At 64.7% G+C, this 11,367-nt stretch carries 12 protein-coding genes and 1 pseudogene; 5 read left to right on the forward strand and 8 right to left on the reverse strand.

The window, feature by feature from the left end:
* Positions 1-371 (forward strand): annotated as a pseudogene (glcE, locus tag A985_RS28805) (glycolate oxidase subunit GlcE); the annotation flags it as partial.
* Positions 372-421: 50 nt separating this feature from the next.
* Here glcE and A985_RS0123545 read toward each other — a convergent pair.
* On the reverse strand, positions 422-1,960 hold the full coding sequence (locus tag A985_RS0123545; protein ID WP_083902423.1) for a PLP-dependent aminotransferase family protein: 1,539 nt from the start codon (positions 1,958-1,960) through the stop codon (positions 422-424).
* A gap of 176 nt (positions 1,961-2,136) precedes the next feature.
* On the opposite strand from A985_RS0123545, the gene A985_RS26840 reads away from it, so the two are divergent.
* Positions 2,137-2,628 carry a hypothetical protein gene (locus tag A985_RS26840; protein WP_157211565.1) on the forward strand — a complete coding sequence of 164 codons (492 nt, stop codon included), beginning with the start codon at positions 2,137-2,139 and terminating at the stop codon, positions 2,626-2,628.
* 53 nt (positions 2,629-2,681) lie between these two features.
* On the opposite strand, the gene A985_RS0123555 is transcribed toward A985_RS26840, so the two are convergent.
* A complete protein-coding gene (locus A985_RS0123555) occupies positions 2,682-3,179 on the reverse strand; it encodes a glutathione peroxidase (protein WP_017235829.1) in 498 nt (165 codons plus the stop codon).
* Between the two features lie 227 nt (positions 3,180-3,406).
* Here A985_RS0123555 and A985_RS0123560 point away from each other — a divergent pair, with 227 nt between their 5' ends.
* Both A985_RS0123560 and proC read left to right on the forward strand, forming a co-directional pair.
* Positions 3,407-4,120 carry a YggS family pyridoxal phosphate-dependent enzyme gene (locus A985_RS0123560; protein WP_017235830.1) on the forward strand — a complete coding sequence of 238 codons (714 nt, stop codon included), beginning with the start codon at positions 3,407-3,409 and terminating at the stop codon, positions 4,118-4,120.
* 91 nt (positions 4,121-4,211) lie between these two features.
* Positions 4,212-5,024 (forward strand): pyrroline-5-carboxylate reductase, encoded by an 813-nt coding sequence (gene proC / locus A985_RS0123565; protein ID WP_017235831.1) that lies wholly within the window; start codon positions 4,212-4,214, stop codon positions 5,022-5,024.
* Positions 5,025-5,137: 113 nt separating this feature from the next.
* On the opposite strand, the gene ubiA is transcribed toward proC, so the two are convergent.
* The 6 genes from ubiA to A985_RS0123595 all read right to left on the reverse strand — a co-directional run bounded on the left by ubiA (position 5,138) and on the right by A985_RS0123595 (position 10,220).
* Positions 5,138-6,010, reverse strand: coding sequence for a 4-hydroxybenzoate octaprenyltransferase (gene ubiA, locus A985_RS0123570; RefSeq protein WP_017235832.1), 873 nt, complete (start codon positions 6,008-6,010; stop codon positions 5,138-5,140).
* Between the two features lie 76 nt (positions 6,011-6,086).
* Complete coding sequence (locus A985_RS0123575) at positions 6,087-7,430, reverse strand: 4Fe-4S binding protein (protein ID WP_026132337.1); 1,344 nt, start codon at positions 7,428-7,430, stop codon at positions 6,087-6,089.
* 196 nt (positions 7,431-7,626) lie between these two features.
* Positions 7,627-8,463 carry an FTR1 family protein gene (locus A985_RS0123580; protein ID WP_017235834.1) on the reverse strand — a complete coding sequence of 279 codons (837 nt, stop codon included), beginning with the start codon at positions 8,461-8,463 and terminating at the stop codon, positions 7,627-7,629.
* A 58-nt stretch (positions 8,464-8,521) separates the two neighbouring features.
* Positions 8,522-8,845, reverse strand: a complete 324-nt coding sequence (locus A985_RS0123585) for a cupredoxin domain-containing protein (RefSeq protein ID WP_051060359.1) — start codon at positions 8,843-8,845, stop codon at positions 8,522-8,524.
* Positions 8,846-8,945: 100 nt separating this feature from the next.
* Positions 8,946-9,569, reverse strand: a complete 624-nt coding sequence (locus A985_RS0123590; RefSeq protein ID WP_017235836.1) for an iron transporter — start codon at positions 9,567-9,569, stop codon at positions 8,946-8,948.
* A gap of 189 nt (positions 9,570-9,758) precedes the next feature.
* The gene (locus A985_RS0123595; protein WP_017235837.1) at positions 9,759-10,220 is read right to left on the reverse strand and encodes an Lrp/AsnC family transcriptional regulator; all 462 of its coding nucleotides are present in this window, start codon (positions 10,218-10,220) and stop codon (positions 9,759-9,761) included.
* Positions 10,221-10,642: 422 nt separating this feature from the next.
* On the opposite strand from A985_RS0123595, the gene A985_RS0123600 reads away from it, so the two are divergent.
* Positions 10,643-11,367: amino acid ABC transporter permease (locus A985_RS0123600; protein WP_017235838.1), on the forward strand; the 725-nt coding region annotated here is incomplete at its 3' end.

The raw sequence follows: 11,367 nt of genomic DNA on the forward strand, positions 1-11,367 counted from the left end.
CCATTCATGCGGCCAAGTTCTGGCACGCCATCCGCGAGCAGACCGACAACTTCTTCGCCGACGCGGGACCCGGGCAGGCGCTGTGGCGCCTGGCGGTGCCTTCGACGGCCGAGCCGCACCGGCTGCCGGGCAAGCAACTCATCGAGTGGGGCGGCGCACAGCGCTGGTGGATCACCGACGCCGACGCGCAAATCGTGCGCTCGGCGGCACGGCAGGACGGCGGGGACGCCAAGCTCTTCCGCTACGGCGAACCTGGCGTGAGCGTCTTCACGCCGCTGCCCGCACCGGTCATGCGCATTCACCGCAATCTAAAGTCGGTGTTCGACCCCGCCGGTATCTTCAATCCGGGACGGATGTATCCGGAGTTCTGAGCAGGATGCCCCCGCGGGGGCGCCAAGTCCGGCAATCTCGCTCGGTGCGCTCAACGCTTCGTGTCGAGCAATCGCGCGATCTCGGACGCGAGCGTGCGCACCGCCGCGTCGACCTCACGCGTGAACGGCTGCCCGCCGTTGATGCGCAGAAAGTGGTCGTAGCGTGCCGAGTTGGAAAACAGGCTACCCGGCGCTACGCGAATCCCCTTGGCGAGTGCAGCGTCGAACAGTAACTCCGAGCTGACACCGCCCGGCATCTCGACCCACAGACTCAATCCGCCCGCGGGCAACGTCAGTCGCGTGCCCGCAGGGAAGTAGGTCGCGATCGCTTCGGCCATCGCCGCACGATGCTCGCGCAACTGGGCGCGCAAATGCCGCAGATGGCGGTCATAGCGCGGCGAGTCGATAAACTCGCCCATCGCGATCTGGGCGAGCGCTTCGTTGGGACGCGTCTGCGCGTACTTCAACATCTCCACGCGCCCCTGCCACTTGCCGCCCGCGATCCAGCCCAACCGCATGCCCGGCGCCAGCGTCTTGTGCAGCGATGCGCAATGAATCACATTGCCGGTCGTATCCCAGGAACGAACGGCGGCCGGCACGTTACCGTCGTCGCCCAGCGCCGAATAGGTGTCGTCTTCGATGATCGCAATCCCGCGCGACGCCGCCCACTTCACAAGCCGTGCCTTGTGCGAATCGGGCATCACCGACCCGAGCGGATTCTGGAAATGCGGCACGACGATGATCGCCTTGATGTTGTCGTAGGTCTCGCTTGCCAGTTCGAGCGCTTCGAGTGAGATGCCGGTCTGCGGACTCGTGGGAATTTCGAGTGCGCGCATGCCCATACTCTCCAGCGTCTGCAACAGCGCGTAATACGTGGGCGACTCGACGGCAACCACGTCGCCCGCGCCAGCCACCGCACGCAGCGCGAGATTGATCGCTTCGATACAGCCATGCGTGACGACGATCTCCTCGGGATTGACGTGCATGCGCGCTTCCAGGGCTCGCCGCGCAATCGCCGCGCGAAAACGGGCTTCGCCACCGCCTGGCGGCGGGGTGCCATAGAGCATCGGGTGATCGCGCAACGCCCGAATCGTGGCCTGGCGCAACGCGTTGACCGGATAGAGCGACGGCGAACCGTGGGCCACGGCGAGATTGATTTTGACGTCCGCCTGAAGCCCTCGCGCGAGGATCGACGACACACGCTGGTTGATGCCCACATATTGCAGCAGATCGGGCATCCACGGCCGCGGCTCGGCCACGGGTACGAGACTCGCCCGCGCACGTGCGCGCACGAAGTAGCCCGAGCGGGGACGCGCCTCGAGCAGGCCCTGCGCCTCCAGATGACGGCACATCTGCAGCGCCGTCGACAAGCTGACCTGATGCCGCTCCATCAACGTGCGAACACTCGGCATGCGGTCGCCCGGCGCGAGCGTACCCGCGTCGATGGCATGTCGATAGTGACCCGCGAGTCGGCGGTAGAGGGGCACGCGCTCCCGCGGGACGGCCACGGGTGGGGGCCTCGGAACGTCCGAGGTCAGCGATGTGTCGTCCGCGGCAGCGAGAGGGGGAGGGAGAGTGGCGGCATCCATGCGCAGATGATCGTGCATCGCACGTGACCATAACAGATACAGATTCAGCGATTCTGGATCGTAACAGATTGCCGGGGGCCCTTCTGTTGCGGGCGAAACCGGGTAACTGTGTGCCTACCGGGGCGGCGCGGCGGTCGATAGGCTGTCCTTACCCGTTCAACGCCCCGGAGTCCCACATGGCCAAGCCCCCCTTCCCCCCGCCGTCTGCACTGCCTTCGCTGTCTCCCCTGCGCCCTGACGCCCGTCTTGCGCGAAGTCACGGCGATGCCACCTCACCAGGAGAACGCGTTGCCCTTTCTCGTGTGCCCTCCCATCCGGCCGGCATGGACGGCGCCACGTCCGGCACACGAGCGTTCCCTCTCGCGCTGGCGCGTGGGCAAGCGTTTCATGCGTATGCAAGCCGTGGCACGGTATTCCATGTCCAGCTAGGTCAGGTGGCGGTCAGCCTCGCGCCACGCTGGCTGTCGGGGGGTGTCTGGCGAGAGGCCATCGCGCTGAGTGCCGGGCAGGTGTACGTGGTGGAGACGTCCGGCTGGCTGGCGCTGAGCAGCGACGTCGGCGCGCAGCTGGCACTGCGCGAGGGGGCGAGCCCGACACGTCGCCTTGCCGAGTCGCGGGGGGCCATCGTGCGTCAATGGCAGCGGATTCTCGAGCGCTTCGGGCGCTGAACCGATCCGCGCGATAGCCTGTCCGGGGCGACCCGGTCAGGCCACGGCGCCGCTCAAGCGGGGAGCCGTTTCTCGATATCGGCGCGAATGTCCTCGGGCTTCGCCGTCGGAGCATAGCGCGCCACGACCTGCCCCGTCGCATCCACGAGGAACTTCGTGAAATTCCATTTGATTGCCTTCGTGCCCAGCACGCCGGGCTTCTCCCGCGTGAGGTAGGCGTAGAGCGGCGCGGCGTCGGGCCCTTTGACGTCGACCTTGGCGAACATCGGGAACGTGACGTGAAAACGCAGATCGCAGAAGCTGCGAATGGCTTGCGCGTCGCCCGGCTCCTGCTTGCCGAACTGATTGCACGGGAACGCGAGGACTTCGAACCCGCGCGGGCCAAGCTGTTCGTATAGCGCTTGCAGGCCGGCGTACTGCGGCGTGAACCCGCACTCGCTCGCCGTGTTGACGATGAGCAGCACCTTGCCGCGATAATGCGACAGACTGACGGTCTCGCCCGCGAGCGTCTGGACGGAAAAATCGTAAACTGTCTGCGAATTCGCGCTCATCTCTGGCTCCGAGTGATGGTTGGCACCGCGCAGTCTGCCACAAGCCGCGCGCCGGCGCCGTGCCGCGTGCGTTGTGCCTTCCCGTCCGGAACCCCGGCGCGGGTAGCACCTCGTTTTTCCCGGGTAGCACCTCGCGTGCGGGCACGGCTATAATCGTTGATCCGCAACGCCGTTGCAACGCGCCCCCGCGCCACAGACACCCCCTCACTGACGCTCCGCCCTGCCTCATGTCGACCATCGCCGCGAATCTCGACGACGTGCTCTCCCGCATTGCCCACGCCACCACCGCCGCCGGCCGGCCAGCGGACAGCGTGCGCTTGCTCGCCGTCTCGAAGACCTTTGGCGCCGATGCCGTGCGCGACGCGCTCGCGGCTGGCCAGCGGGCATTCGGCGAGAACTATGTGCAGGAGGCGCTCGACAAGATCGCCGCGTTGTCCGGCGAGACGGTCAATGGCGAACCGCTCGAATGGCATTTCATCGGCCCACTGCAAAGCAACAAGACGCGGCCGGTGGCCGAACACTTCGACTGGGTGCATTCGGTCGACCGCCTGAAGATCGCCGAGCGCCTGAGTGCGCAGCGACCGGCAGACCTCCCGCCCTTGCAGGTGTGCCTGCAGGTCAACATCAGCGGCGAAGCGAGCAAGAGCGGCGTAGCGCCTGCCGACGTGCCCGCCGTGGCACGCGCCATCGCGGCGCTGCCGAATTTGCGATTGCGCGGCCTGATGGCGATTCCCGAGCCCGAAGCCGATCCGGCCCGCCAACGCGCGCCGTTCAAGGCCGTGCGCGATGTGTTCGACGCCTTGCGCGCCGACGGTCTGCCGCTCGACACGCTGTCGATGGGCATGTCGGGCGATCTCGAGGCGGCGATTGCCGAGGGTGCGACAATGGTGCGTATCGGCACCGCGATTTTCGGCGCACGCGATTATGGCTCACGCGCCTGATCGCGGCGTGCCCTGGCGGTGAGCGCACGTTGACGACTCGCCGCGGCAAAAGGTAACGACGGTAACGACTCACGCAACGCAAAGGATGGTTATGAGAATTGCATTCATCGGCGGCGGCAACATGGCCAATGCCTTGATCGGCGGACTCGTCAAGCGCGGCACGGCCCCGCGCGACATTCTCGCGATCGACGTCAACGAATCGACGCGCGACGGTCTCGTCAAGCAGTACGGTGTCGACACGGCCAGCGCACCCAACGATCGCCTGCGCGATTACGACACGATCGTGCTGGCCGTCAAACCGCAAGTGCTCAAGGACGTCGCACAAGCGCTCCAGCCGCACCTGATCGGTCAATTGGTGATCAGCATCGCGGCGGGCATTCGGGCGTCCGATCTCGCGCGTTGGCTCGGCGGCCACAATCAGATCGTGCGTTGCATGCCGAACACACCCGCCTTGATCGGCATGGGCATCACGGGTCTGGCAGCCTTGTCGGGGGTGGATTCGGACCAGCGCAAGCGCGCCGAGACCGTGCTCGGTGCGGCCGGCCAGATCGTCTGGGTGGAGAAGGAAAGCCAGCTCGACGCCGTGACGGCCATCTCGGGCAGCGGTCCGGCATACGTGTTCTATTTCATCGAAGCGCTGGAGCAAGCCGCGAACGAGCTGGGCTTTTCGCCCGAGCAGGCACGTCAGTTGGCCATCGCCACGTTTACCGGCGCGTCGCAACTGGCGGCGCAGTCGAGCGAACCCGCGAGCGTGCTGCGCGAGCGTGTGACGTCCAAGGGCGGCACGACGTTTGCTGCCCTCAGCTCGTTCGAGCGCGACGCCATCAAGGCGGCAATCGTGCGCGGCGTGCATGCGGCCAATACCCGCGCCAAGGAACTTGGCGACGAGTTGGGCGACGCCTGAGCGGAACGGCCGACGGATTCGCCGGTCTGCCGGAACGAAAAACGGACCGCATGCGGTCCGTTTTTCATTTCACCGGTCGTCGTTCGCGCCGACCTTCCCATCGACACGCCAACCTATGCCCGCGCGGCCAACAAGTAGTGGCCCGCGATGCCTGCGAACACGGCGGCACCGAGCCAGTTGTTGTGACGGAAGGCGGCAAAACAAGGCATGCGCTCGCGTGCGCGAATCAGGAAGTAGTGATAGATCGCGAAGCTCACCGCCACCGCCATGCCGAGCCAGAACGGCCAGCCGAAGCCGAGATACACGCCCACCCCCGCCTGAATGCCGAGCGCCCCTGCATAGCAGAGCATGATCGCCAATACGTCGAAGCGTCCGAACGTGATCGCCGAGGTCTTGATGCCAATCTTCAGGTCGTCGTCGCGATCGACCATTGCGTATTCGGTGTCGTAGGCGACCGACCAGAATACATTCGAGAGCAGCAGCACCCATGCGATGACCGGTACCTGATCCTGCACTGCGGCGAAGGCCATCGGAATGCCGAAACCGAAGGCCACGCCGAGATACGCCTGCGGAATCGCCAGAAAGCGCTTGGTGAACGGATAGGTGCCCGCCACGAACAGGGCCGGGATCGAGAGCCACTTGGTCAGCGCGTTGAGCGGCAGGATCAGCAAAAAGCTCGCCAGCGCGAGCGTGGCCGCCACGGCCACCGCTTCCCAGGCACGAATGCGTCCCGACGTGATCGGCCGCTCCTTCGTGCGTTTGACGTACCTGTCGAAGTCGCGGTCGGCGTAATCGTTGATGGCGCAACCCGCCGAGCGCATCAGGAACGTGCCGAGCGTAAAGATCGCGAGCAGCCAGAGGTCGGGATGCCCATTCGAAGCGATCCACAGCGCCGCAAGCGTTGGCCACAGCAGCAGCACGGTGCCGATCGGCTTATCGAGACGAACGAGGCGGAAATACAGCGGGAGACGTTGAGCGAGCAACATGAGCGTTACACAGAAAGACCGGTGGCGCCATTGTAGGCCACCGGCCTGAGGCGCGACAATCGACGCGCCCCGAACGTCACCAGATCCAGAACATCAACAGCCAGAGCCAGTTGACCAGCGCCAGCGCCACCACGACACCCGCCATCCCGGCCAGACGCCGCCCCAGCGAGCGCGCATGCCGCCCGGTCACGCGCCAGCCAAGCCACAGGCTCCACAACGTGGTCGCGGCGAGGATCGCAGCGCGCACATCGTTCGCCCAGTACACCGGCAGATGCTCGGCGCGCAGCAGGCTGATCGTCGTGGCCGACAGACCGATGAACACCCCGGCCCCGGCAATCGGAATCAACGACTGCACCAGGTGATTGAATCGCGAGGTCTGCCACGGCCCCATCGCCCGGTTCGCCAGCGCGAAGATCGTCGTGAACGCCAAGCCCAGCAGCAGACCGTTGCCGAGGATGTACGTGACGACCATGCCGCCGTCGAGCCATGAGAAGACGTCGCTCTGTGCGGGGTAGTTGGTAAAGACGAACCACGGCGCGTTCGTCGCGAACGGCCACATGATGTCGCGGTCGATGAGCCATGTGGCGAGCATCGTCTTGGTCGCCACGAACCACGGATTCACCGTCCAGTGGAAGGCGCCGATGGCCACGCCAAGCAGGCCATACATGACGAGCACGCTGTCCCACACACTGTTGTTCTCCGTCGCGCCGAACTTCACGATCTCGTCGCTCGGCGAGCGGCCCGTGAGCGCGATGGCGTCGCGATGCCCGGCGCAGCGCCCGCACATATGGCATTGCGCGCCGCCCTTCATGTTGCGCAGCGGCACGAGCGGCGCGCAATTGACCGGGATGATCTTGTGGCCGTTGGTGTGATACGAGCGACGCCACGCTTCTTCGTTGACCTTGAAGTGGAACGGTGCCAGACGCGCGAGCAGCGAGAACACGCCGTTGACCGGGCACAGGTACTTGCACCACACGCGTTTGTCGCGGCCGTAGAAATAGCCGATCACCATCGCGCCGATGGTGGAACCGCCGAGTACCAGCAACACGGCCTTCGGATATTGGTAGACGCTGACCATCTGGCCGTAGAGCGTGGTACCCGCAAAGGCCACGAACGGCCAGCCGCCCCAGCGCATCCAGCGTGGAATGGCGCGACCGCGTCCGTGACGGCTCGCGAATTCCGAGAGCGTGCCTTCCGGGCACAGCACCCCGCACCATACGCGGCCCATCAAGACCATGCTGATGAGCACGAACGGCCACCAGATGCCCCAGAAAGTGAACTGCGCGAAGACGGTGAGGTTATTGAGGATGTGCGCCGTCTCGTCGGGCAGCGGCAACATGACCGGCACCCCGATGAGGAACGCGTACACGAGCACGATGCCCCACTGCACGCCACGAATCAGCTTGCCATGGCGTTGCATCCAAAGCCCTGCGCGGGCCAGTCGGTTCGGGACAGGTATGGCGATGCTCATGCTCAACTCGTACGTCGGGGAAACAACCTTGTCAGGCTGGCGGACCTTGCCAATGCCGGAGCGCTTGTGACGCTGGCACCGACCGGTCCGAACAGACCGTTGTCGTGCACCGGCGAGATTTGCGCCCCCGATGCCTGCGGCCCGCTCAAGCGGGCCTGGCCTGCTTGAGCGGGCCATCAGCCCGCTTGAGCAAGGCCCAGACGAACAGCCAATAGATGCCGTACACCAATAGATTCATGCCGGACGGATGCGCGCGATAGCCGGTCAACGTGGCGACGAGACTGCCGAACGGGCTGGTGTCGTCGAGCAGTGCGGAGGTATCCCACAGTTGATCGACCAGCGTCGGCACCAGCTCGAGCGAGATCAGGCGATCGAGCCCGGACTCCAGCAGCCCGGCGGCGAGGAACAGCAGCATGATTTCGGTCACGCGAAAGAACAGGCGCCACGAGAAGATCTTTCCGCCCAGTTGCAGCAGCCAGAACGTGGCGAGTGCCAGGGCGAAACCGATCAGCACCGCGAGCCACATCGATGGCGGCACGCTGCCTTGCTGGCCGAAGCCGATGCCGTACAGGAAGATGGTCGTCTCGCTGCCTTCGCGGGCAATGGCCAGCGCCACCAGCACGAGCACGCCCCACCAGGTGCCCTGATCCTGGTTCTTGCGCAGCGACGATTCCATGTCGCGTTTGAGCGTTCGCCCGTGGCGCTTCATCCAAAAGACCATCTGCACGATCAGCACGCAGGCGACCAGCACCATGGCCGTCTGGAAGTAGTCCTGCGCGTCGCCCGAGAGCACCTCGGTAAAACCAACGAGAGCGGCGCCCAGCGCCACGGCCGCCGCAATCCCGAGCGCCACACCGCCCCACAGATAAGGCAGGCCGCGCTTGGCACCGTGCTCCGGGTTGGCCAGCCAGGCATGGAGAATGCCGACAACCAGCAATGCCTCGACGCTTTCGCGCCAGACGATGAACATGACCTGACCCATCGTTTGATTCCTCTCGTGATGCGTGTCTTACCGACTATCCAGAACGACTTCCGCCCGCTTACTTGGCAACGATCACGCCTTGTGCCTGCTGGTGAAAATCGTCGAAAAACTTGTACTCGCCCGGCTGCAGCGGCGCGATCACCACGAACGACTGCGCACCCGGTGCCAACACCTTTTCCTTGCGAAGTTGCAGACTCTCGAACTCGACAGCGTTCGTGCCGGTGTTGTGCACTTCAATCTTGATGCGCTTGCCGGCCGGCACCTCGATGCGCGCCGGGTTGAGCTTGCCGTTGTTCATTTCCAGCCTGAAGGTTGGCAAGTCGTCCGCGCGCGCGAGCGACGGCCCCGCCAGCACGAACAAAGTCGCCACCACGGCTGTCATCGTGGCCAGCAGGCGCGCGATGCGCTGATTCATTCTTCCGCTCCAAACGAAAACAGCGCCGGCCCGCAGGCCAACGCCGAGTCAAATTCATGCGGGCGACTTAGTACCCGCCCTTCTTGCCAATTCCCGAGAAAGTGAAATCCACTTCCTTGGTCACCGGCTTGAACCACGGACCCACGCCGGTTTCCTTGTCGACGTGACGGCCAAAGCACCACGGGCCCATGCCCCCGTGCGCCGCGTGGGCGTCGGCGGCGGGCATGCCGCCCATCTTGCAGCCGAACGCCTGCAGCGTGCCCGGTGCGTTGACGACCATCGTCAGCTTGTACTTGCCGACACCGGCCAGCTTGACGTTATCGCCGTAGTGCGGACCATCGCTCGCGACCATCGGCATCATCAACCCTTCGATGGATGCGCCCTCGGGGGTCTTGCCGTCGCTCTTCATCTTTTGCAGCTTGTACGTGATTTCCAGCCCGGGAATCCAGTCGCCTTCGGCGTAACCGTTCGGGTTCTTGGCAATCGCATGAATATCCGCTTCGAGGTGGATGTCCGACTTGGCGGCGTCGCGCATCATGCCGGCCGGTTCCATCGAGATCGGTTGGAGATACACCGTGTTGATCTCCATGCCCGCCACATTCAGCGGCTTACCAATGGGAAATTCGGCGGCATTCGCCAGGGTGGCTGCACCGACGAACAGCGCCGCAGCCACGAGGGATTTCACGCGCATACACACTCCAGATTGACAAAGAAGTTAATGCAAACAATTCTCAGTAATTTTAGCACTAACACATTCGTCAGACAAACCACGAAGTCAAGGCAACACGGGGATGAACGGGAAATTCGAGCACAGCGCGAGCGCCAGCGGGCGCGCGGCGCGATTCTTGGCCGACGTTTACGAAAAATTACTGGGCGATGCTCAGGGCAACACGCCCCCCCGGTCGATCTTGCGGGCGAGCACGACCGACGTTGTCGTCCGGGTGACGCCGTCGATCTCGCCGATGGTGTCGAGCAGCGCGTCGAGCTGGTCTGCCGACGCCGCGTGCAGCCATGCCACGTAATCGAACTCGCCGCTGACGGTGCACAGCAGGTGAATCTCGGGCATCTTGTTCAGGCGCCGCAACACGTCGCGCCCGGAGCGCGGTTGCACGCTGATGCCGACACAGGCCTGCAACCCGCCTCCGGCGGCGTCCTGCCCGAGTCGTACCGTATAGCCGGCGATCACGCCCGCCTGCTCTAGCCTCGCCAGGCGGGCCACCACGGTCGTGCGCGCCACGCCGAGACGGCGCGCCAGATTGGCCGTGCTCTCGCGCGCATTGACCCGCAGCAGGGCGAGCAGGTTACGGTCGAGTTCGTCGAGGGCGGTCGCGGACAGCGTCATCGGATTTCGCCTTGAATGTCACGGTTGGAATGGCAAAGCGCGATTATAGAACCAGGAACCGCGCCGCCGCGCTCGGCGCTTCCCGACTGCCCAACCGTCCGACGCCCCCCCCGACGTCAAGAGATACGATGACACGCAGACAAAATCCGTCCTCATCAACCCGCCGTTGAGGCCGCCTCACGCGGCGTGCGGTTGCTTGCCCCACCGGCCAGAATCCCCTTTAACCCTTTCCCCGACAAGGCGAAAGCCAAGGGTATCCCCCCAATCCTCCGCTATTGACAACGCCGTATCGCGATGCGCAAAATCGCATCACTTATATGACGACGTACAAGAAAGACCCACCACAGTGATTGCGGGTGCCGTGACCGCAATGGACTGCCTGGCGCGTCGGCCCCGAACGTCACCGGAGACAGGCGCTTGCCATGCATTTCTCGTTGAATTTCGCCCCACTGCTCCCCTACTGGCCAGTATTCCTGGATGGCGCGTGGCTCACGCTGAAGATGACGGTGATGTCGGTTGTCCTCGGCACCGTCGTCGGTACGCTCGTGGCCTTTGCCAAGCGCAGCCGCCACCGCTGGCTCTCCCGCCTGTGCGGCATTTATATCGAAGCGGTGCGCAACACACCGTTCCTCGTCCAGATCTTTCTACTGTATTTCGGCCTGGCCAGCGTAGGCGTGCACATGCCGACGTTCGCCGCGTCGGTCATTGCGATGGTGATCAACATCGGCGCGTACGCGGCGGAGATCATTCGCGCGGGGCTCGAATCGGTGCCGCGCGGTCAGATCGAGGCCGCCGAGTGCCTGGGGCTGCCGAAATGGCGCATCGCGTGGCACGTCATGCTGCAACCGTCCATCGAAAAGGTCTATCCGGCGCTCACCACCCAGTTCATTTTGATGATGCAGGCCTCGGCCATGGCGTCGCAGATTTCCGCCGAGGAACTGACGGCCGTGGCGAATACCGTGCAGTCGGACACGTTCCGCTCGCTCGAAACCTATATCGTCGTGGCCGCCCTCTATCTGTGCCTCTCGCTGCTGGTCAAGCTCGTGGCGTGGGCCGCCGGCGAGTACTTCTTCAAGCGCCGCCGCATCGTGCGACGCGCCGCCGCGCAGACCGCTCAGGCCGCACGCCGTCGGGCGGCCGCGTCGCG

It is taken from the genome of Pandoraea sp. B-6 (genome assembly GCF_000282835.1).
GTDB lineage: Bacteria > Pseudomonadota > Gammaproteobacteria > Burkholderiales > Burkholderiaceae > Pandoraea > Pandoraea cepalis.

Coding starts and splice junctions, on each gene's coding strand:
- A985_RS0123545 (WP_083902423.1), bottom strand. CDS start 1,960: ATGGATGCCGCCACTCTCCCTCCCCCTCTCGCTGCCGCGGACGACACA.
- A985_RS26840 (WP_157211565.1), top strand. CDS start 2,137: ATGGCCAAGCCCCCCTTCCCCCCGCCGTCTGCACTGCCTTCGCTGTCT.
- A985_RS0123555 (WP_017235829.1), bottom strand. CDS start 3,179: ATGAGCGCGAATTCGCAGACAGTTTACGATTTTTCCGTCCAGACGCTC.
- A985_RS0123560 (WP_017235830.1), top strand. CDS start 3,407: ATGTCGACCATCGCCGCGAATCTCGACGACGTGCTCTCCCGCATTGCC.
- proC (WP_017235831.1), top strand. CDS start 4,212: ATGAGAATTGCATTCATCGGCGGCGGCAACATGGCCAATGCCTTGATC.
- ubiA (WP_017235832.1), bottom strand. CDS start 6,010: ATGTTGCTCGCTCAACGTCTCCCGCTGTATTTCCGCCTCGTTCGTCTC.
- A985_RS0123575 (WP_026132337.1), bottom strand. CDS start 7,430: ATGCAACGCCATGGCAAGCTGATTCGTGGCGTGCAGTGGGGCATCGTG.
- A985_RS0123580 (WP_017235834.1), bottom strand. CDS start 8,463: ATGGGTCAGGTCATGTTCATCGTCTGGCGCGAAAGCGTCGAGGCATTG.
- A985_RS0123585 (WP_051060359.1), bottom strand. CDS start 8,845: ATGACAGCCGTGGTGGCGACTTTGTTCGTGCTGGCGGGGCCGTCGCTC.
- A985_RS0123590 (WP_017235836.1), bottom strand. CDS start 9,569: ATGCGCGTGAAATCCCTCGTGGCTGCGGCGCTGTTCGTCGGTGCAGCC.
- A985_RS0123595 (WP_017235837.1), bottom strand. CDS start 10,220: ATGACGCTGTCCGCGACCGCCCTCGACGAACTCGACCGTAACCTGCTC.